Here is a 20,876-nt window from a genome sequence, read left to right on the forward strand (position 1 = left end):
ATGGCTTCAACACCCCGCTGGCCGTCTTCTCTCACATGCTGGCGATGGCTCAGCAGGCCCCTTCCTCAGTTCAATAACTCAACTGTTGCACTTCGCTCTTGAAACCGCCCTGGCTTACTATCCGAGCGGCGACACCCCGGTCACCCAAACGTGTGCCCAGAACAAGAAGGCTGCATAGACCAGCAGCCCACCGACGACCACGATCACGTCATTGAGGGCACCCGGAGGGGCCCCGGGCACACTGCGCGGCACAGCACGGCGTTTGACAGAAATCCTGTCCGCTACCGCCCAGACAAGGAAGGCCCCGAACAGGAGCACATCAGCCAGCGTGCCATTGGCGATCAGGTGTGCCAAGGCCCAGAGCTTCACGGCAAGCAACATCGGGTGTTTGGCCATCTGCTGTACGCGGCCGGGAAGGTAGGCCGCAAGCAGCAAGGGAAACACTGGAAGCATCAGCAGCAGCGCGACATGGCGCAACGCAGGCGGCGGCGTGTAAAGCACCATCGCACTCTGACGGGCCACGCCGTAGCCGTAGATCAGCAACAGCAGGCCGGCAAGCGAGGCGAGGGCGTAAAGGCCCTTCCAGAGTCGCTCCCCACGCCGGGCGATCTGCGCCTCCCGCCAGCCAGGGGCGAAGATGGAGACCGAATGGACGCCGAGGAACAGGATGAGGCCAGCGACAAGAAGTGGCATTGAAACTCCTTCGGCGGTGCCGGCGACGCAGGTCGTTGAACGGTGGGGACGATCGGACTGCGCGGATCCGCAGTTGCTGCTCCTGCCTGTATTCTGCGCTCTTGATGATCACCGTTAAGCCTGTCGCGACATTGGGCCGCTGCTTCACACACCAGGCTTTCGCGTCGATCAGGCGGCGTCGTTTCTGGGACGACCCGACTTCAATAGCATGTGCCACGCGGCGATGGCTCGGGCATCGGTCGATCACAACCGCCAGGACGGAGCCCGGCCCCGACGAGCGCCGCCTTTCAAGCGATCCGCGAACTCGACCGAAGCGCGATGCCCGCCCACGGCTCGCGCCACAATCACTCATTACTCGTCGGGGAACGACGCGCCACCCTGCGGCCAACCTCCAAATTGCGAGTCCGCTCTTTCCTTGCCGAGGACGCAGCGGAGTTGTCTGTTCAGAAAGCCCGCGCTGCGACAGTGTCTTGCCGAAGCCTCACAATCGCGCCCCCGATCCTTCGACAAGACACCTCCCATGCGACAACTCTCTCCGACCGGCCAACAGGCCATCAACGACATCGCGCAGCGCAACGGCTTCAGCGTGGACGCGACGCTCAGCATGCTGGATTCGGTGATCAATGGAAACGGCAGCCAGGCACAGTTCGATCACCCTGAATTCTCCGGCTCCGGCCAGTGGATGCGCGGCGGCATGATCATGCTGTCGGACATGTTCAACAACTACCTGAAGGGCCGCGTCGACAGCCTGTGCAACGACTTGTCGAACCTCGTCGCCAGCCAACCCGACCTGGTTCGCAGCGGCAGCTTCCAGTCGCAAAGCCAGGGCGGTGGCTACAACAACGGGCAAGCACAAAAGAGCTATGGCGGTGGCGGCCAGCAGCAAGGCAACGGCAACTTCGGCCAAACCAGCCTGTTCGTGCCCGGCACTACGAACGACTGGTGGCCTTCCGACCTTCGCTTTCCGAACAGCACTGGCGCGCAGAACGGCGTGCGCTATGCCTACTTCGCGCAGGCGCGGCGCTTGGCCATCGAGGTCAATGGACGCGTCACCGTGTACGACACGCTCGATCACCAGATCGGCGGCTTCGGGCAGCAACAGTCGTACGGCGGCACGCTGAGCTTCAACAGCCAGTACGGCTTGATCGACGTGGCAAGTCTGCCCGTGATCTCGGTAGATGGCGTCACGCCTAGTGTGGCGCCGCCTGCGCCGGCGTTCAATGAGCCGGTCGACCCGCTGGCCAGCGCGAGCAATGGCAATGGCTACAACAACGCTCCCTCTGGTAACCAGCAGGACGTGTTCAGCACCATCGAGAGGCTCGCCGACCTGCGCTCCAAGGGCATCATCAGCGATGACGAGTTCGCGAATAAGAAGGCGGAGTTGCTCAGCCGGATATGAGGCGGGACGGGAGGTCAGTGGGCGAGCGGTAGAGCGATTCAAGCGTCAAGATGCTCAGCCTGGGCGGCAAGTTTGAACTCGACTTCGAAAAAGGCGCGGCCGAGTTCTTCCCCAGGATGAAGATGAGAGGGCGTCCGCTGCCGAAAGTCGTGCAGGATGCGCGCAATTGCGCCCCAAGCAGCATCGCGATTTTTTTGCCCTGGATGAAGCCGAGGCCATGGCCCGCAAAAATTCCGTCTGTCGTCTCGCCAAGCGGTGGTCGGCTCGGGCCGCGCAGCGTGGCACGATGAGACCGTGGTGATGCTAGGGCAGATCGAGCTGCGCCTGATTGACGCCTTGCTGTGACTGATGCTACTGGCGCGCTCGGATGAGCCTGTCCGCGTCGCGACCTTCGTCCTGCGTCACTACCAACTGGCCATGTTCGTCGAGCGGGGTGCTCAGCCTCCTCATTGAGAAGATGCCTTGACGATCGTCTGGTTCAACCAGAGGATGGACGTCATTTCGTCGAAGCGATACTCGAACATGTTGCACCCGCGAAAGCCGTGTGCATCGGAGGATCGATTCGATGAGCCGCCGTATCAAAACTGTCGGCGTGGGCGCTCCGTCCCCAGTTGAGATCTTCGGGCGGGAGGTGAGCTCACGGTGGAGTCGCTTCCTTCATAGCCTTAGAGGTTCAATCATGAGCATGAACGACTATCTAACATTGACGCTCAGCACGTTGGCCCTGTTGGTGTCTTTAGTGTCGGCATTCATTGGAATACAACTCGAACGGAAGACAATGCGAACAGCAGTCCGTGAACAACTAACTACCGTCGTTCAAAATTTGATTGCTGCACAAGCAGAAATAGACATCGCCATGGCAGTCAACTCTGACGAAACATCAGTCGCAACGTTAGCAACGATGAATCATCGATTGACTGCCTTTGCACGGCAGGCATGCGAACTTGACAAAATTGATCCAACGATGGGATTTGACGTCGAGTACATCGCGATAGCCAACGCCCTAAAGACGAGCGGCGATGACATGCAAGCTGAGATCTACTACACAAAGGCGATCGAAAAGTCGCCTAGCAACTACTACAGGGCAATAAACAGCCGACTGTCTGCTCGCCATCTCTTTGAACAAGGGCGACAAGAAGCAGGCCGTGAAATGTACGCCAAGGCAGCTTCTCTCCTTGAAGCGACCACGGATTCAAATAAGGTGAATAACGCTTACACGTACCAGGACTGGATGCACAATGAAATCACCAGTTTCCCGCCGTCGATTGATCGTGCGGAGCGTTGTCGCACGAAGGTGGAGACTTTGCTTCAATCGATCAAAAATCCTGGAACCAGGGAGTATCAACTTGCACAATTCAGACGGATGTCAGATGCTCTGTTGATGACGCAGCCCTCGGATGTATCTGTGCCAAAGTCGAGCACGACCATTCCAACGAACGCGCCTTGACCCCAAGTGAACATTTCGTCGTTGGCCGCCCCGGGAAAGCACTCCAGACGGTGTGCCGACGCACCGAAACCCGCGACAGCAAGGGCTCTCGAAGCAAAGCGCATCTTTCTGCACAGAAAGGATGACTACCCCAACGTGCATTTCGCCCAGTTGTGGGCAGTTTGACACGGCGTACTCACCCAGCAGCAGCACCGCCTCGTCATAGACCTCCCGATGGCGATGCTCAGCGCGTTGGTGGGAGGGATCGCTAGTCGCGCTCGCTTGGTGGCTGCCACTGCTATCAACTTGGGTAGCGCGCCGGTAAACGAAGCTTAATGAGGACCATGCGGAACTCAGCAGTACCACGATTCCACGATTGTCAACCCGCCCCAACTGGCAAGCCGGCCGGACCGCTGATCAACGTCGTCGCGGGAAAGCCAGCCTTTTGCGGCAATACGTTCACAAACTCCTGGATTCGCTTAGACGCAAACAGGCCGTCCGCGTGCCGCACCGAACATATCAGTTCGGAGCGATCCCAGCCTGCTTGATCACCTTGCTCCATCGTCCCACTTCTTTGCCCACCAGGCTATCGAACTCCGCACCCGATTGCGGTGCCAGTTCCATGCCCAGCGTCGAGAACTTGTTCTTCACATCCGGCGTCGCAAGGATGTCGGCAACATCGGCGCCCAGTTTACTTCGCACTGTATCCGGCGTCTTGGCGGGGGCTACCAAGCCGAACCAGGTGCCTACCTGATAGTTGGGCAAGTGTGCGGATTCCGCGACTGTCGGAAGGTCCGGCACTGCGCTGGCTCGCTTCGCCGTCGTCACGGCCAGTGCGTGGAGCCTGCCTTCCTTGACGTAGGGCATCGCGATCGCGGCCGTCAGCGGCATCATGGACACGCGACCAGACAGCAGGTCATTCATCGCGTCCGGCTGCCCCTTGTAGGGAACGTGTGACAGCTGGATGCCGGCTTCTTGCGCAAGGAGTTCGCCGGAGAGATGATTCGAGGTTCCCAGCCCGGCCGAAGCATAGGTCAGGGGGGGATTGCTTTTCTTCGCCAGCTCCACGAATTCCGCCATTGTCTTCGCCGGGACGGACGGGTGCACCACGATCATGTTCGGCACGAAGCCGACACCCGCTACGCCTTTGAAGTCGCGTACCGGATCCCAGGACACCGACTTCTGGAGGCTGGGATTGACAGCATGGCTCGGGCTGACCAGCAGTAGCGTGTAACCGTCCGCGGGGGCCTTGGCTACGAAGTCGGTCCCGATCGCACCGCCGGCGCCGACTCGATTTTCCACGATCACCGGCTGACCGTATTTCGCGGACAACTTGTCTCCGATGACTCGCGCAACGGAATCGACGATGCCCCCGGCGGAAAACGGAACGATGATCCGGATGGGACGACTCGGGAAGTCCGATTGGGCCGCGGCGGGCACTGCAGCGACGAGGCCGGCCGCGAGCAGCAGGAAGGTGAGTTTCATGAGCGTTGTCTCCGGATTCGGGTGATGGGAAATAGGTAGAAGGCCGGCGGCCCTACGCGGCCGCCGCCAGCGTGCGCTTGGCGATGTTTGCGATATGGACTTGGGTGGTGCCCTCGTAGATCCGGAACACGCGCACGTCTCGATAGAAGCGCTCAGCTACATTGCCGGCCATGTAGCCCGTGCCGCCGAACAGCTGCACCGCACGATCGGCGACGCGGCCACACATCTCGGAGGCGAACATCTTGCACATCGAGGCCTCCATGGTGACGTCCACACCCGCATCGCGCTTGCGGGCCGTCTCCAACAGCAGCGCCCGCGCCGCGTGCACCTCGGTGTTGCTCTCGGCGATCATCTGCTGCACAAGCTGGAACTCCCCGATCGCCTGGCCAGACTGTTTGCGCGTGCGCGCGCGCTCGACCATCTCGTTGACCAGGCGGATCGCCGGCCCGATGCACAGGCCTGCCAAGTTGATGCGCTGCTTGTTCAACGCGCGCATCGCTGTGCGAAAGCCCTGGCCTTCCAGGCCCCCGACGATGGCGCTCTTGTGCACGCGCACCTGATCCAGGACGACTTCCCCTACCGGCGAGCCGTGCTGCCCCATCTTGCGGTTGGGACGTGAAGTACTCAGGCCGGGAGTGCCGCGTTCGACTAAGAAGGCGGTGACGCCATTGGCGCCGCGCGTCTGCACGTCGGTACGAGCGAACACGGTGAACAGGTCGGCGATGGGTGCATTCGTGATGAAGCACTTCGCCCCTGTGATGACAAAGTGATCGCCATCGCGCACTGCCATGGTTTTCTGCGCGGCAGCATCGGAGCCGGCCTCCGGTTCCGTTAAGGCGAAGCAGCCCGTCATCTTCCCGCTCGCCAGTTGGGGCAAGTACTTGCGTTTCTGTTCCGGCGTGCCATCCAGCACCAGCGACTCGGAGGCGATCCCCGTGTTGCCGCCGAACCGCGCACGGAAGGTGGTCGCCACCTGAGAGACCTCGATGTTCACCAGCGACAGTTCCTCGCTGGTCAAGCCGGCACCGCCGTAGTCCTGCGGAATGCTGTGCCCGAACAGGCCGACATCGCGCATGCGCTGCACCAGCGATTCGGGAATGTGGTCCTGCTCGTCGACCTGCTGCTCCAGCGGCAGGCATTCAGAATGGACGAAGTTGCGTACTTCGGCCAACAAGGAGGCGAAATTGTCGGGGTCGCGGATCATCATGGGTTCCTTCGGTTGTCGGGTCAGCGCAGGCCCTGCGCCGCTTCGAACTGGCGGGCCGCGTCCTTCAGCAGCGGCACGAACTCGCGGACCAGCTTGTCCTTCTGGTTGCGATAGGCGGCAAGCGTGCAGTTCATGGCCAAAGGCGGCTCGCCGTGGCCCTGGCGCAGCGGCACTGCCACGGCGTGGATGTCCTTTTGCCAGTCACCACGGGAGTGGCAGTAGCCGTCGGCGGCGAACAGCTTCTTGTCTGCTTCCCACGAGGAGCGGTAGCGGTCGAAAAGTTCGCGGTCCTGCACTTTCAAGTAGTTCAGGATGGCAGTGCGTTCCGTGGCCGGGCAGGCGAGGATGAGGGCGCGTCCAATCGACGCCTGAATCAGGGGTCGGGAGCTGCCGATGTCCGGCAGGTGCTGGTTGCCGGCGTCGGCACGGACCGAGTCGATATACACGACGTTTCCACGATCGCGCACTCCGAGATTGACGGTGCAGCCGGTTTCGCGCGCGAGTGCCTCCATCACGGGCTTGGCGACCTGCCGCACGTGCATGCTCGCCAAAAGGGGATGGCCCAGCGACAGCACACCCGGTCCCAACCTGAACTTTTGCAGCGCTTGGTCACGGCTCAGGTATCCGAGCAACACCAGGGTGTAAGTCAGCCGTGAAATGGTGGGTTTGGGCAGCCCGGTGCGATCCGCGATTTCCCGGTTGCCGAGCAGCGGCGCAGTCGCCGTGAAGGCCCGCAGCACCTCCAGCCCGCGCGCCAAGTTCATCGAAAACTGGCGGTCGGCCGAGAGGTCGTGCGGGTCGACGAGACCCGGGAGGGCGATGGTAGTCACGTTGCGTGGTTTGCGTTTGCTGCTGGTGGCCATGATTGGTTCGGGAAGGGATTGTGTGAAGCGGGTGTTTCGCTGTGCGAAACAGTCGGTTCACATGTTCGCAGCACCGTGGCAAAAACGCAGCCTCGGTTCCACGAAGAGGCTCCAGTGAACGCAACAACCATCCAACGCGGCGCCCTCGGCGGCGTGCGCATCCTCGACATGGCGACGGTGCTCGCAGGCCCAGCCGGCGCCACACTCTGCGCCGACCATGGGGCCGACGTGGTGAAGCTCGAACTGCCCGACGGCAGCGACGCACTGCGTCACATGCAACCGGTGAAGGAGAACATACCGCTGTGGTGGAAGGTCGCCAACCGTGGCAAGCGCGGTATCACGCTGGATGTGCGCAAGCCGAAAGGTCGCGAAATCTTTTTGGCGATGCTGCCGCAGTTCGACGTCCTGGTTGAAAACTTCCGCACCGGCACCATGGACCGCTGGGGCCTGGACATCGAGACCCTGCACCGCGCCAATCCGCGCCTCGTCGTCGTCCGCCTTACTGGGTTCGGCCAGACCGGCCCGTACCGTGGACGGCCCGGCTATGCGCGCATCTTCGAGGCCATGAGCGGCTTCACCAACCTCACCGGGACACCCGATGGCCCGCCCATGCACAGCAACTTCCCCATCGGCGATGCGGTCGCCGGGCTGTTCTGCGCATTCTCGATCGCCGCCGAAATCGCCCGATTGCGCGGCGATCCGCAAGCGGGCGGCGTGGAAGTAGACCTATCCGCCACCGAGGCGCTGTTCCGTTTGTTGGAACCACTCCCAGTCGAGCACGAGCAACTCGGGCAGGTGCGTCGCCGGGCTGGCAATAGCACGACCTACACCGCACCGTCCAACATGTACCGCAGCGTCGAGGGGATCTACTTCTCTCTGGTAGCGTCCTCGCAATCCGTCTATGTGCGCCTGTGCGAAGCGCTGGAGCGCACGGAGTGGATTGCCGACCCGCGTTTCGCCACCAATCCGAAGCGCGTACAGAACATGCAGGCACTGGACTTCGAGCTGGCAGCTTGGTTCGAAGCGCGGCCCTTCGAGGCGATCTCTGCGCGGCTGGAGCAGTACGACATTCCCTTCACCAAGGTGTACTCCATCGAGGACATCGAGGTCGATCCGCATTTCCAGGCGCGAGGCGCCATCATCCGCCTGCCGGACCCGGATTACGGCAGCGTGCCGGCGCCCTGCATCGTGCCGCGCGTGGCAGGCCGCGAGATGCCCGTTCCGCGCAGCGGCCCCGCGGTCGGCGAGCACAACGCCGAGGTCTATGCCGCTTTCGGAGTTGGCGAGCTGGAGCTCGAGGCTCTACGCGCCGAAGGCGTGGTGTAGCCCTGCCATGTCTTGCGTTCCCGCCGTCTTCCAGGCCTTGCGCACCCGCAGCGAGGCGGGTCGGACCGTGTCGCGCGTGGAGCGTACGAGCCCGGAGGAACTCTCGGGCGGCGACCTCGTCCTTCGCGCTCGATATGCAGGTGTCAACTACAAAGACTGCCTGGCCATTTGCGGCCGGGCAAAGATCATCACGGAATTTCCGCGCATCGCGGGAATTGAAGTGGTGGGCGAGGTGCTGGAATCCTCACGTGCGCTATTCCCGCTCGGGACGGAGGTGCTGGTCCACGGTTTCCAGACAGGCATCGACTTCGACGGAGGATTTTCGGAGATCGTGCGCGTCCCTGCAGAGCACGCGCAGCTCCTGCCGTCGGGCCTCACCGCATTCGAAGCGGCGGTCCTTGGGGTGCCCGGCTTCACGGCCGCCATGGCGTTGGAGCGCTTCGAACAGTGCGGCCTGGAGCCAGACTCAGGGCTGGTCGCCGTGTCAGGAGCCAGCGGAGCCGTGGGACTCATGTCAATCGCCATCCTGAGCAAGGCGGGCTATAGGGTCGCCGCGCTCACCCGCCGGATGGACCAGGAGCCAATCCTCCGCCAGGTCGGAGCGGTCGAAGTCATTGAGACCCGCATAACCTTGGAGTCACAGCGGCCACTGGAGAAGGCTCGCTTCGCTGCGGCTATCGACAACGTCGGCGGCCCCGTGCTGTCGTGGTTGCTGCGGTCCATGCATGACGAAGGCTACGTTGCCTCGGTAGGCAATGCCGGGAGCAACAGTTATGAAGGCAGCGTGCTGCCTTTCATCATGCGACGCGTGCAACTCTTCGGGGTGGAAGCCAATGCACTTTGGCCGCAGCGCGTGCGCCTTTGGGACCGGCTCGCGGGCGACCTCAAGCCGGACTTCACCACGCTGATGTCGCACGTACACCGCATGCGACTGGAGGACGTTATGGAACACGCAGCACTGCAACTACAGGGTGCCACAAGTGGACGCACGATTGTCACGTTTCCGGAGGTCTCATGAGCGGTCCGCTTGCGGGCCTGCGCGTGCTGGAGATGGAAGCCATCGGCCCCGTTCCCTGGGCGGGCATGATGCTGTCCGACATGGGGGCGGACGTGCTGCGCATCGACCGGCCCGAGGCGCCCCACATGGGGCTGCGCCGCGACGAGCGCTTCCAATTCAACGCACGCGGCAAGCGATCCGTGCTGGCCGACGTCAAGACACCGGAGGGACGCGATCTGGTGCTGGATCTGCTGCAGCGCGCCGACGTGCTGCTGGAGGGCCTGAGACCGGGCGTGATGGAGCGGCTCGGCCTGGGCCCAGATGCCTGCCTGGCGCGCAACCCGGCGCTGGTGTACGGCCGGATGACGGGCTGGGGCCAGACCGGCCCGCTGGCGCAAGCCGTGGGACACGACATCAACTACATCGCGGCCACCGGTGCACTGCATGCCATCGGTCCGGCCGAAGGTCCGCCCACGGTGCCCCTGAACCTGGTCGGTGATTTCGGTGGCGGCGGCATGCTTCTGCTCGTCGGTGTGCTCGCAGGCGTGATCGAGGCGAAGAGCAGCCGCAAGGGCCAGGTGGTCGACGCAGCCATGGTGGACGGCTCGCTTGCCCTGCTCGCGCCCATCCTGGGCCAGTGGCAGGCCGGTGAATGGACCGATCGGCGGCAGGCCAACTGGCTGGACGGTGGTGCGCCTTTCTATGGGACTTATGCGGCCTTGGACGGCAAGCACCTGGCGGTCGGCGCCATCGAACCGCGGTTTTATGCGGCCTTACTGAATGGCCTCGGCATCCACGGCGAGCAGCTGCCGCGCCAGCACGACAAGGAGGCCTGGCCCGCACTGCGGGAACGCTTCGCTTCCATCTTTCGCCAGCATCCGCGCGAGCATTGGATGGCCGTGTTCGAAGGCACCGAAGCTTGCGTGTCACCGATCCTCTCGCTCGCCGAGCTCGCCGTGCAGCCGCACCTGGCAGCCCGCGGCAACTTCGTTGAAGTCGCGGGCACCATGCATCCCGCCCCGGCGCCGCGCTTCTCGCGCACGCCGTCGCGCATTGCTGGCGGGCCTGTGGTGCGAGGTGCCGGCAGCGAAGCGGCGCTGGCCGACTGGGGGGTGCAGGCGCCCGCCAAAGGCGCCGTTCGTGTACCCGTGCGTGTCTACGGCAAGGAGCGGCCTCCGCGTGGCTAGCAGCATCGAGGACTGCACCGTGGACACCGCAGGCGCCATCGTGAGTGGCTGTCCGGTCGGTGCGGTCGGCGCGCGCTTGGTGCACGGTGGCGATCCGGAGCGGCCAACGCGGCTCTGGCTGCTGCGCTTTGACCGCAAGCTGGCCGGCCTGCAGGTGCCCTGAAGCTGAGGACGCACGCTAGCGGTCGTGCGAGGCGTCCCCTAGGGAAAACAGAGCTGGCCCCGTGCCAATGACACAGGCACCGCAAGGTGCCTCGTTGCCGCAGAAATCCCAATCACAAGCCGTAGTACTTGTCCACGTTCGTGCGATATCGTCGATGCAGGAATGAAGAGAGAAGCGCGGCATCGATGTTGATTGGACAGAGGTTCTGAATCGCTGACGCAAGGCCTACCGCGATCAGTTGGATGCCGTAATGGCTGGCACAATTCCATGGAGGTCCACGGATCGCATATATCGGTCCACGCTCGATCGCATCCTGGCCGACGTGGACCGGAAGAGTGCATTTTCGCCGGAGGATCGCGACGAACTGAGTGCCGCATGGTCGACTCTGAAACCATGGCCGGATACATTGCCCGGGCTCACGCGGCTTCGCGAGCGGTTCAGGTTGTCGACGCTGTCGAACGGTTCGATGGCCTCGATCATCAATATCGTCAAGACGCATGATCTCCCGTTCGACTACATTCTGACTGCGGAGTTGGTCAATTCGTCAAAGCCAGACCCCCGCGTCTATGCGTTGGCGCAGAAGTCACTGGGCGTGCGTGCCGACGAAATCCTCATGGTCGCATGCCACAAATACGATCTGGCGGCTGCAAAGAAATTCGGCTTCAAGGTCGCGTTCATTTCGCGGCCCCCGGAGTTTGGCGCCCGAGGCGAAGTGGATGTCGTGACAGAGGCCTACTTTGAGTCGGTAGCTCCAAGCTTGAGCGACTTGGCGAACTTGTTGACGACATGCGCCTATCGCAAGACCAGCGTTTGCGGAAAGGTCAGGGTCGGTTCGCCGAAATGAAGGAAGTTTGGGTAGGCGGAAAAGGCGGATGGACCAGCTCTCCCAACGCGGTGCGGGGACCCACGCGCAGTGACCGTGATCAGCGAGGAAGCGGGCGAGTTTGTCAAACCTCTGACTCTTTCGTCAGACTTGCGGTTTCGGGGGAGCACGCTCAGAATTCCCTCGCTTGATCCACGCGGGAACGGGACGCGACCATGCCAATGCGCCATCCATGCCCGGGCGCCCATTCGACGTTCCGGATGCGATCCATCGGATGGCTGCGATCCCTGATGGTTGCGGCCATCGCCTCAGCGTTGACGCTGGGCGCGGCCGAGGCGCAGGCGCCGGCCAATGTGCGTGTGGCACTTGTCATTGGAAATGCTGCCTATGCTGCTGCACCGCTGACCAACGCCGTCAACGATTCGAGGGCCATAGGTCGGGCGCTTCGGGACCTCGGCTTTCAGGTCATCGAGGTCAACGATGCGTCCAAGGATCAGATGGCTTCTGCCATTGAGGCGGCGAAGCACGCCCTAGACGGCAAGTACGGGATCGCCATGTTCTACTACGCGGGACATGGCATGCAGCTCGATTGGCGCAACTACCTGATCCCCGTCGATGCCAAGCTGCAAAAGCCGCAAGACGTGCTGCAGCAGACTGTCGATGTGGACGCTGTCATGGCCGCATTCAAGGCGGCAAAAACCCGGATGAGCATCCTGGTGCTAGATGCCTGCAGGGACAATCCGTTCGCGAGCACGTCCAGCGGCAAAGGCCTCGCGCCGGTGGACGCGCCGCCAGGCACATTTTTGGCCTACGCGACCGCGCCCGGCAATGTCGCCCTCGATGGCTCGGGCGCATCCGGTCATGGTCTGTACACCCAGTACCTGCTTGAAGAACTGAAAATGCCGAAGGCGAGGATCGAGGATGTGTTCAAGCGCGTGCGAATCAACGTGCGCAAGCAAAGTGGCGGCCTGCAAATTCCCTGGGAATCCACCAGCCTGGAGGAGGATTTTTCCTTTGGCAACGAGACCGCAACGATCGTCGCGCGGCCTGTGGTACCACCGGAAACTCTTGAAGGCCAGGAAAAACAGAAAATCGAGTTTGAGGCCGAGAAGGTAGATTGGAATCGCATCCGTGAGTCCGCCAATCCAAACGATTACTTTGCCTACATGACCGCTCATCCCAATGGCTACATGAGCGAGCAGGCGCAGTTCAGGCTCGACCAATTGCAGAAGCCGGTCGTCGCGGTGCAACCCAAGAAGGGTGAAGGAGCTGCGCTCAAGAGCGGGGCACGACGATTTGAGCTCGGGGACGAGCTCGAATATGAGCGCGATGACCGTATCGCGTTCAAGAAAATCAGCATCAAGATGAAGGTGACGGCGGCCGATGACAAATACGTGACCTTCAATACGGGCGTTGTTTGGGATCAGATGGGCTCGGTCATCAAGGACCGCTTCGGCACGAGGGATCCGGGCCTTCTGACGGCGCCTGCCGATCTCGAGGTAGGAAAGAAATGGAGATCGGCCTTTGAAATCGTTCTACCAGATGGCGGTAAGTGGCACAGTTTCTGGGACTCACGCGCAGTCGGTCTGGAGGAAATTGCGGTCCCGGCCGGTCGTTTTATGGCGTTCAAGGTAGAGCGAGCGGGCCTTGCTGTGAGGGTGTCGGGGCAAGGGTTCAGTCAAAGGGGAGGAACCTTGTGGATCGATCCGAAGACCATGTACGTGGTCAGGAACGACATGTGGTTCACGGACGGCGCCGGCCGGAGAACCCTCGATGAGACGACTTCGTTGGTCTCGTCCAAGCAGGTGGCGCGCTAGCCTAGGGCACCGATGGAAAAGGCCCTGGGCCCTTATTCCAGTAGTCACATCGCCCGAGATGCCTAGTTCATGCCGTTTCAGCGCGGCGGCACTCTTCCAAGAACGCGTCTGAGTCTGACGTTTAATCTCCAGCAGTTGGCCATACGGATTCCATTCAAATGCTTGCTCGCTTCCACTTGGGCGACGGCCTGGGCGACGCAACCGCCGACGGGATCGACCTCCGCGGAGCGTGCCTAGTTCTTCGGAGGTGTGCGCGTCAAGCACCTTGGTCAGCAGTCGATCGGCTTCGACCGGCTTCTGCTTTCACTATCTCTCGCAACATACGGACACGTCGGTCCTTAGAAACGAATTCTTGAGAACGGACTCCTCAGTATCGTGGAGCTGGCGTCTTGCGGTGGCAAAATCCCGCGTGTCCTGTCATCCCACAAAAGACCACCCGTATGAATGTTCATCTGCAAGAACTGTTTGAACACAATCGTCTGTGGGCGGCAGAGATGGAGCGAGATCGACCGGGCTTTTTCCGGCGGCTGACGGCGCAGCAGAACCCGCGCTACATGTGGATTGGATGTAGCGATTCCCGGGTTCCCGCCAACCAGATCACCGGGCTCGATCCAGGTGAGGTCTTCGTCCATCGCAATGTTGCGAACGTGGTGGTAGCGACGGACTTGAACTGCCTGTCAACCATTCAGTTCGCAGTGGACCAGTTGAAGGTCGACCACGTGATGGTGGTGGGGCACTACGGATGTGGGGGTGTGCTTGCTGCCTTAAACAACACGCGCGTCGGCTTGGCAGACAACTGGCTCAGTCACGTCAAGGATGTTGCTGCCAAGCACAAGCAGTTGCTTGAAAGCGCTGCGCTCGTGAGACGGCACGATCTGCTGTGCGAGCTCAATGTCATTGAACAGGTGGTAAACGTGGCGGAAACAACGGTGATACAAGACGCTTGGTCGCGTGGACAGGCTGTGACGTTGCACGGTTGGATATACGGTATATCGGACGGACTCTTGAAAGATCTGGGGATGACCATCACGGGGCCTGACCGAATCGAGTCGGTGTACCAAGGGGTCTTGCGCCAAGGCATATCGACAAGCTGACAGTCGACGAAGTACGTGGCGAGCGACGCCGCCTCCACGGACAAACGGCGGCTCGGACGACGAGCAAACCTCCGGACGATTACCCCGTCCCGGATTTCCTCAAGGATGTCGGCGAAGGGGCAAGCTCCGAGGTAGATGAGCCTGTCGTAAGAAAGGCGCGAAGGTCAGCTTTCAACGGTCGCCGTCGTTCACCCCGGAAATTCGATCGGCGGCAACCAGTCCATGAAGCCGACTTTTCCGCCGAGAGCAGTCCCACTCAGTCAGCGCCCTCAAGCACACGATCGCCCGGGCGAAACCCTCGAAGGCGTTCTGATCAGACGCGCGGGCACTCACTAACCAGTGATGATCGGTTTGAGCGCGTCGATCTCCGCGGCAATGAAGTCAAAGAAGACGCTGACGCGGGCGGTCTTCCGAATCTCCGGCATCGCGAGCAGCCGCCAGTCCCGCGACAGCGCCGGAATGGGACCGAGCACCCGGACCAGCTCCGTCTCGGAATCCCCGAGTGCTGTCGGCAGCGGCGCGATGCCTACACCGGCCTTCACTGACAGCAAGAGGCCGAGCACACTGCCGCTCCGGGCCACGATCGTCGCATCCGGTGCGACCTGGCGCAGCCACTGGCTCGCGCGGTGGCCTGCCATGCTTTCCTCAAACCCCGCCAGCGGATGCGCCTGGATTTCCTCGATGGACGAAGGCTTGCCATGCCGCGACACATAGTCCCGGCTCGCATAGACGGCCCACAGCGAGTCGCCCACCTTGCGACCGACCAGCACGGCATCGTCGGTGTCGCCTGAACGCAGGGCGACGTCGGCCTCGCCGCTGCGCAGGTCGACGTACTTATCGCTCATCACGAATTCCACGTGCAGGTCGGGGTGCAGCGCATGGAAGCGATCCAGCAACCCGGAACGCGTCAACCGGTTGACCAACGGCTCCGGGCAGGTGAGCCGGATCACACCCGCCGCATTGCGCCTCGAAACGACCAGCACCTGCTCGAACTCGCTCACGGCCCGCTCGACCTCACGCGCGGCTTGCAGCATCTCGGTGCCGAAATCGGTGAGCCTGTAGCCGGTGGTATGACGCTGAACCAGGGCACGGCCGATGTGCCGCTCCAGCGCGGTCAGCCGTCGCTGCACAGTCGACTGGTCGACTTCCAGAGCACGGCCTGCGGCCAACGTGCTGCCGTGCCGCGCCACAGCCACGAAGTATTTCAGGTCGTTCCAGTCGAGCATTGCCCGTTATGCACTATTGCGGCCCCGTTCCGCAAGTCTGCGCCTTGTGGCCCATGGAGCGCCGGCCTACGCTGGGGTTGCCACATCACTTCGAGGCCGCAATGACGACAAGCCCACTCACGAATGGCCACATGCCGCGGCGCCGGGTGCTGATTGCCGCTGCCACCGCAGCGGCTGCGGCAGTCTGCAGTTTCGCCGCCCTCGGTCAAACGGCGTCCTCAGCGAAGCAAGAACGCCTTCGCATCCTTTGCACCGGCCCCGCAGGCAGCGTGCCGGACATCATCGCGCGAAGTTTCGGCGAAGCGCTTGTCGGTGTCTTCGCGCAGCAAGTCGTCGTCGACAACCGGCCCGGTGCGGCGGGCCAGATCGCGGTACAGGCGCTGAAGTCGGCGCCGGCCGATGGCTCGACCTGGCTCTTGGGACAGGGTGCGATCGCCAGCCTCTACCCCACGTTGTACCGGAAGCTCGGTTACGACCCTGCGCGGGACCTCGTGCCCGTGTCGCTCGCGGCAGAGATGAATCTTGGTGTCGCCGTGGGCAATGCCGTGCCGGCGGAGGTCACCGACACGAGGATGCTGGTGGAGTGGATGCGGCGCCATCCCGGCGAGGCCAACGCCGCGTCGCCAGGCACCGGCACCCTGCCGCACATTCTTGAGGTCATGCTGTTCGACCAGGCAGGGCTGGACTGGCGCCATGTTCCCTATCCGGGCGGCCCGCCCGCTATGGCGGCGCTGCTCGGCGGCCAAGTCGCCGTGCTGGTGCTCCCGGAAGGCCTCCTGCTGCCACAACTCGCCACCGATCGCCTGAGGATGCTCGGCACGTCGGGACTCGAGCGCAGCCGCTTCTCGCCGGCGGTGCCCACGCTCGCCGAACAGGGCCACGCGCGATCGGTGATGCGCGAATGGTTCGCCTTCTTCGCACCGGCTGGCACCCCGGCCAGCGTCGCGGAACAGGCATCGGAGGCAGTGGGCAATGTCGTCGCTCGCGCCGGACTGGCACGTCGGTTCGGGGATGCAGCCATGGTGGTCGCACACAGTTCGCCCAAAGAGCTGACCGCGAAGGTAGAGGACGACCGCCGTGCCTGGGGGCCGCTGCTGGTCAACGCTGGCATCCGGGGGGACGCATGAAGGACGCGGTTGCGAGCGCCTGGGACCGCGCGGCCGAGGGCTGGTCCCGGAGCACGCCGATCGTTCATGCGTGGTTGCGTCAGGCAACCGCGGCGATGCTGACCGAGGCGCGACTCCACCCGGGTGCACGCGTGCTCGATTTGGCCGCCGGCGCGGGCGATCAGACGAAGGACATCGCGCTCGCCGTCGGGCCCACGGGTGACGTGTTGGCGACCGACATCTCGCCGAAGATCCTGGACTTCGCTCGCCGGAGCATCAAAGCGGCCGGCCTGACGAACGTGCGCTTCGCCGTCGCGGACGCGGAGCGGCCGGTTCATGCCGAGGCGTCTGTCGATGCGGTGATGTGCAGGCTCGGGCTCATGTTCTGCATGAACCCGGCCGCTGCGCTAGCTGCAGCGTTCCAAATGCTGCGCCCGGGCGGTCGCTTCGTCGCGCTGGTGTTCGGTGACCCCGCCAACAACCCTTGCATCACGACCATGATGAAAGTGGCCCGCAAGCACCGGGGGTTGAGCGGTAGCGTCTCGCCCTATGCCGATGGCGGCTTGTTCAGCCTCGCGGCACCGGGCAGACTTGCAAGCCTGCTGACGGCGGCAGGCTATGTCGACGTTGCGGCGGAGCCGCTTTCTGCGCCATTCGAACTCCCTGATGCCGCTGCCTACGTCGCCTTCGTTCGAAGCTCGGGTTCACCGATCGTGGAAGTCCTCGCGCCCCTGGGTGCAAAGGCCAGGGAGGCGGCCTGGCGAGAAATGGAGGAGGCGCTTCAGCAATTGCGCTGCGAGCAGGGCTGGCGGGGGCCGAACGAACTCTTGTTCGGCTCGGCGGCGCGAGCGGGTTGATGGCAGCGCGGGCAGCCGAGTCTTTCGAGTAGGCGGCGAGGTTCCCCCACTTCTTGCGAGGCAGGGGCAACTGTGCTCGAGGCTTCTGAAAAAGGATGGGCCCGTCGCACGCTCATCATGCGTTGCATTACATTTGTGATACAGTGGCTCCATGAAGTCCTCAACCCTGCCTGTGGTCCGCGTTGAGCCTGAGCTTCGCACTCAACTCGAAGCCTTGCTCAGAGAAGACGAAACGATCAGCACCTTCGTGGCGGACGCGGTCCGACAGGCGGTTGATTTTCGGCGTGTGGAAGCAGACTTTCATGCCCGTGGCGATGCCGCTTGGCAGCAGTACCAGCGCGACGGAATATCCCGCCCAGCGAATGAGGTCTTCGATCGGCTTCAGGACCGAATCAACGCGCGGCGCAGGAGCTTGCAAGGCCGCGACTTGTGATGGACCTGTTCGGAGTCGACATGACTCCGTCAGCCGAAGAAGACCTGTGGCGCCTCTTCGATTTTCTCGTTGATCGGGCGCAGACGCTGGAAGAGCTGGAACATGCCCAGCGGGTCTTGGATGAAGTCCGAAGCAACATCATGACGAGGCTTTCGGAGAATCCTTGGGCCTATCGCAAAGCCGGCGACCGACGTCGAACCACCCGCCGGGAATTGATCGTGGGAATCGGCGCATCAGGCTACGTCGCACTCTATGAGATCCTTCCCGGAAAGACCGTCAAAGTCCTGGCCGTCCGACATCAGCGCGAGGAAGACTATCACTGACCTGCGAAGAAGGCTTTGACCACCAATTGACTGATCCGGCAACGCCAGATCGACAAAGACTGATGCACGTACTGCGGTCAGGAGTCGGCTGCGATTTTCGTAGGGGCGGGTTATCGCAGGGCTGCGCAAGTGGCACTCATTCAAGGCAGCATCACGATGGCGCCCGTGATCGAACGCGCTTCAGCAGCGCGATGCGCATCTGCCGCTTGCGCGAGACTGAACCGCGCACCGATGTTGGCACGCACGGCACCGCTCGTCATGGCGTCGAAAACGTCGGCCGCATTGGCGCGGAAGGTCTCTGGGTCGGCGTTGCGCGGAAACACGGAAGGACGGGTGAGGAACAGGCATCCCTTCTTATTGAGCAGTTCGGGGTCGATGGACGGTGCCGGCCCGGAGGCGGCGCCGAAGAGCACGACCATGCCGAAGGGCGCGGCGCAATCGAGCGAGCCCATGAACGTGTGCATGGCTACCGAGTCGTACACGACGCGCGCCTTGCGCCCGTCCGTTGCGGCGATCACCTGGGCCACCCAGCCGGGCTGCGAGTAGTCGATGGCAGCGTCGCAGCCAGCGGCCCGCGCCACTTCGCACTTGGCCGCGGAGCCTGCGGTCACGGTCACGGTCGCGCCCAACGCCTTCGCCCAGCCACAGAGGATCTGCCCGACCCCCTCCCGCCGCCGCGTGAACCAGCACCACGCCGCCCGGCTGTACCCGATGCGTCTTCTTGACCAGGTACTGCGCGGTCATGGCCTTGAAGAACACCGCGGCGGCATCCTCGTCCTGGATGCCCGCAGGGATCTTCACCAGCTTGTCGGACGCAACGTTGCGGCGGTCGGCGTAGGCGCCGACCCCGGCGTTCATGTAGACGACCCGATCGCCGACCCGAAGATCCTCGACCTTGCTGCCCACGATCTCGACGACACCGGCCGCCTCATGTCCCAGCCCGGTCGGCGTCGGCAACGGATATTTGCCGGAGCGCTGGTACACGTCGATGTAGTTGAAACCGATCGCGGTCTGGCGCAGCCGGACTTCGCCCGCGGCCGGCGGCGGAAGGTCGATGGTCTCGAGGCGCATCACCTCGGGGTCACCGAATTCCATGAGCCGGATGGCTTTTGGAAGCTCAGCGAATGGTCGATCCAGACACGGCCATTCCTCAGACTCTTGCGCAGAGCCATCATGGTGCACGCTGAGAACGCATGCAGGCCGGAGCGCGGATCGACATCGCACGAGATCGTCCCGGGCGGGGCCGACATCGGGCAGGGCAAGGTCGCCGGGCAACTCAGACGCCTTCATCGCCTGCAGCTGACGCCACGCCGCCAGTTGCTCGAAGGCCGGATCTCTGGCGCGCCCACCGAATTCCAAGGACTGTAGACCGCCCAGGGTGATCGGTCGACAGGGCCTTGCGCACCTCGGACACAAAGCTCTTGGGGGGCGCGTCAAGGACCTTGGTCAGCATTCTATCGGCTTCGACGCGTCGCGTCTTGAACGGCTTGCCTTCATCGCGCAACACGTCCCGCGAAAGGCGTGCCTGGTCGCGTGCAACGCTGTCCCAACGCTCCCGTGTCGTCCTCACTTTTTGCGTGGCTTCGCGGAACAGCTGCTGGCTTCGGCGCAGGTTCTGCTGGACGGCGATGTCGGTGAGTTCCAGAAGTCTCACGCGCAGGAAGCACACCAACTCGATCGCCTGGCGGGTCTCTTCGAGTTCGCGGTTCTTCGCCGGACGTCGTGCCTGCACTTGCTGGGCGTAGGCATGCTGCTTGGGCAGGCTGACGCCGGCGAGTGCCCACTCGTGCACGCCGAGCGATTTGAGGTGGTTGATCTTCTCCAGCGTCTCGATGAGCGTATTTGGTCCGTGACGCTTGGAGGGGAGTCTTTATCGATTCGAGATGAGAGCAGCCGGCGCCAGGGTGAGAGCGGTCGTGCCGACCTTGAAGGCTCGATGCGAAGGCAAGAAATTAGGCGTGGACGCCAAAACCATCCACCCACCATCCCGCTGGATGGTTCTAGGATGGCGACATGCCTTCAAACACTGTCCTGCGTCTTCCTACCGCCAAGGTGGCCGAGTCTGAAAAGATCACGATCAACCTGGGCTTTGTCGACCTCGGTCACATCGACCTCCTGGTCGCCGAGAGCTTCTACGCGAATCGGACGGATTTCATCCGCACCGCCATTCGCAACCAACTGGCCGCACACGGCGATGCCCTCAAGCAGGCAGTTGCCCGAAAGCTGCTGGTGCTCGGCCTCCAACACTTCTCCGCGGCCGATCTCGAAGCCGCACGAGCTTCGGGGCAGAAGTTGCAGATCCGTGTGCTCGGTCTCGCGAGCTTCGGTCACGACGTGACCCCCGAATTGGCCTTGGCTGCCATCGAATCCATCACTGTGCTCGGAGCGCTGCAGGCAAGCAGCGCTGTCAAGACTGCGCTCGCCGGACGAATTCACTAAACCCACGAAAGA

General features: G+C 62.8%; 21 protein-coding genes and 1 pseudogene. 15 read left to right on the plus strand and 7 right to left on the minus strand.

Annotated features, from left to right (window positions below):
* Positions 1-117 precede the first annotated feature (117 nt).
* The gene (locus QTH97_RS34005) at positions 118-693 is read right to left on the minus strand and encodes an NnrU family protein (RefSeq protein ID WP_286573001.1); all 576 of its coding nucleotides are present in this window, start codon (positions 691-693) and stop codon (positions 118-120) included.
* A 520-nt stretch (positions 694-1,213) separates the two neighbouring features.
* Here QTH97_RS34005 and QTH97_RS34010 point away from each other — a divergent pair.
* From QTH97_RS34010 to QTH97_RS34020, 3 genes are all read left to right on the plus strand, one after another.
* Complete coding sequence (locus tag QTH97_RS34010; RefSeq protein WP_286573002.1) at positions 1,214-2,092, plus strand: SHOCT domain-containing protein; 879 nt, start codon at positions 1,214-1,216, stop codon at positions 2,090-2,092.
* A gap of 50 nt (positions 2,093-2,142) precedes the next feature.
* The gene (locus QTH97_RS34015) at positions 2,143-2,382 is read left to right on the plus strand and encodes a hypothetical protein (RefSeq protein WP_286573003.1); all 240 of its coding nucleotides are present in this window, start codon (positions 2,143-2,145) and stop codon (positions 2,380-2,382) included.
* Positions 2,383-2,771: 389 nt separating this feature from the next.
* On the plus strand, positions 2,772-3,539 hold the full coding sequence (locus tag QTH97_RS34020; protein WP_286573004.1) for a hypothetical protein: 768 nt from the start codon (positions 2,772-2,774) through the stop codon (positions 3,537-3,539).
* A 498-nt stretch (positions 3,540-4,037) separates the two neighbouring features.
* Here the strand turns inward: QTH97_RS34020 and QTH97_RS34025 are convergent, their stop codons facing one another.
* The 3 genes from QTH97_RS34025 to QTH97_RS34035 are packed head-to-tail and all read right to left on the minus strand — an operon-like array spanning position 4,038 to position 7,073.
* Positions 4,038-5,003 (minus strand): tripartite tricarboxylate transporter substrate binding protein, encoded by a 966-nt coding sequence (locus tag QTH97_RS34025; RefSeq protein WP_286573005.1) that lies wholly within the window; start codon positions 5,001-5,003, stop codon positions 4,038-4,040.
* 52 nt (positions 5,004-5,055) lie between these two features.
* Entirely contained in the window at positions 5,056-6,207 is a 1,152-nt protein-coding gene (locus tag QTH97_RS34030; protein ID WP_286573029.1) for an acyl-CoA dehydrogenase family protein, read from the minus strand.
* 23 nt (positions 6,208-6,230) lie between these two features.
* Positions 6,231-7,073 (minus strand): IclR family transcriptional regulator, encoded by an 843-nt coding sequence (locus QTH97_RS34035; protein WP_286573006.1) that lies wholly within the window; start codon positions 7,071-7,073, stop codon positions 6,231-6,233.
* A gap of 168 nt (positions 7,074-7,241) precedes the next feature.
* Here QTH97_RS34035 and QTH97_RS34040 point away from each other — a divergent pair, with 168 nt between their 5' ends.
* From QTH97_RS34040 to can, 7 genes are all read left to right on the plus strand, one after another.
* Positions 7,242-8,399, plus strand: coding sequence for a CaiB/BaiF CoA transferase family protein (locus tag QTH97_RS34040; protein WP_286573030.1), 1,158 nt, complete (start codon positions 7,242-7,244; stop codon positions 8,397-8,399).
* 7 nt (positions 8,400-8,406) lie between these two features.
* Positions 8,407-9,417 carry a YhdH/YhfP family quinone oxidoreductase gene (locus QTH97_RS34045; RefSeq protein WP_286573007.1) on the plus strand — a complete coding sequence of 337 codons (1,011 nt, stop codon included), beginning with the start codon at positions 8,407-8,409 and terminating at the stop codon, positions 9,415-9,417.
* On the plus strand, positions 9,414-10,583 hold the full coding sequence (locus QTH97_RS34050) for a CaiB/BaiF CoA transferase family protein (protein ID WP_286573008.1): 1,170 nt from the start codon (positions 9,414-9,416) through the stop codon (positions 10,581-10,583). The genes QTH97_RS34045 and QTH97_RS34050 overlap by 4 nt, the downstream gene beginning before the upstream one ends.
* The gene (locus tag QTH97_RS34055) at positions 10,576-10,746 is read left to right on the plus strand and encodes a hypothetical protein (protein WP_286573009.1); all 171 of its coding nucleotides are present in this window, start codon (positions 10,576-10,578) and stop codon (positions 10,744-10,746) included. The genes QTH97_RS34050 and QTH97_RS34055 overlap by 8 nt, the downstream gene beginning before the upstream one ends.
* A gap of 250 nt (positions 10,747-10,996) precedes the next feature.
* Positions 10,997-11,590, plus strand: coding sequence for an HAD-IA family hydrolase (locus tag QTH97_RS34060; RefSeq protein WP_286573010.1), 594 nt, complete (start codon positions 10,997-10,999; stop codon positions 11,588-11,590).
* Positions 11,591-11,859: 269 nt separating this feature from the next.
* Positions 11,860-13,386, plus strand: a complete 1,527-nt coding sequence (locus tag QTH97_RS34065) for a caspase family protein (protein WP_286573011.1) — start codon at positions 11,860-11,862, stop codon at positions 13,384-13,386.
* 440 nt (positions 13,387-13,826) lie between these two features.
* On the plus strand, positions 13,827-14,480 hold the full coding sequence (can, locus tag QTH97_RS34070; RefSeq protein ID WP_286573012.1) for a carbonate dehydratase: 654 nt from the start codon (positions 13,827-13,829) through the stop codon (positions 14,478-14,480).
* 332 nt (positions 14,481-14,812) lie between these two features.
* On the opposite strand, the gene QTH97_RS34075 is transcribed toward can, so the two are convergent.
* A complete protein-coding gene (locus tag QTH97_RS34075) occupies positions 14,813-15,706 on the minus strand; it encodes a LysR family transcriptional regulator (protein WP_286573013.1) in 894 nt (297 codons plus the stop codon).
* A 101-nt stretch (positions 15,707-15,807) separates the two neighbouring features.
* On the opposite strand from QTH97_RS34075, the gene QTH97_RS34080 reads away from it, so the two are divergent.
* The 4 genes from QTH97_RS34080 to QTH97_RS34095 all read left to right on the plus strand — a co-directional run bounded on the left by QTH97_RS34080 (position 15,808) and on the right by QTH97_RS34095 (position 18,425).
* Positions 15,808-16,833: a tripartite tricarboxylate transporter substrate-binding protein gene (locus tag QTH97_RS34080; protein ID WP_286573014.1), complete on the plus strand. Its 1,026-nt coding sequence runs from the start codon at positions 15,808-15,810 to the stop codon at positions 16,831-16,833.
* On the plus strand, positions 16,830-17,669 hold the full coding sequence (locus QTH97_RS34085; RefSeq protein ID WP_286573015.1) for a class I SAM-dependent methyltransferase: 840 nt from the start codon (positions 16,830-16,832) through the stop codon (positions 17,667-17,669). Before QTH97_RS34080 ends, QTH97_RS34085 begins: the two co-directional genes overlap by 4 nt.
* A gap of 151 nt (positions 17,670-17,820) precedes the next feature.
* The gene (locus QTH97_RS34090; protein WP_286573016.1) at positions 17,821-18,102 is read left to right on the plus strand and encodes a YlcI/YnfO family protein; all 282 of its coding nucleotides are present in this window, start codon (positions 17,821-17,823) and stop codon (positions 18,100-18,102) included.
* A gap of 20 nt (positions 18,103-18,122) precedes the next feature.
* Positions 18,123-18,425, plus strand: a complete 303-nt coding sequence (locus tag QTH97_RS34095) for a type II toxin-antitoxin system RelE/ParE family toxin (RefSeq protein WP_286573017.1) — start codon at positions 18,123-18,125, stop codon at positions 18,423-18,425.
* 140 nt (positions 18,426-18,565) lie between these two features.
* Here QTH97_RS34095 and QTH97_RS34100 read toward each other — a convergent pair.
* Positions 18,566-19,520, minus strand: a pseudogene (locus tag QTH97_RS34100) (quinone oxidoreductase family protein).
* Positions 19,521-19,701: 181 nt separating this feature from the next.
* Positions 19,702-20,217, minus strand: coding sequence for a hypothetical protein (locus tag QTH97_RS34105; protein ID WP_286573018.1), 516 nt, complete (start codon positions 20,215-20,217; stop codon positions 19,702-19,704).
* A gap of 221 nt (positions 20,218-20,438) precedes the next feature.
* Here QTH97_RS34105 and QTH97_RS34110 point away from each other — a divergent pair, with 221 nt between their 5' ends.
* Positions 20,439-20,864, plus strand: a complete 426-nt coding sequence (locus QTH97_RS34110) for a ribbon-helix-helix domain-containing protein (protein ID WP_286573019.1) — start codon at positions 20,439-20,441, stop codon at positions 20,862-20,864.
* Positions 20,865-20,876 lie beyond the last annotated feature (12 nt).

This window comes from Variovorax gracilis (genome assembly GCF_030317115.1).
In the GTDB taxonomy this organism is placed as follows: domain Bacteria; phylum Pseudomonadota; class Gammaproteobacteria; order Burkholderiales; family Burkholderiaceae_C; genus Variovorax; species Variovorax gracilis.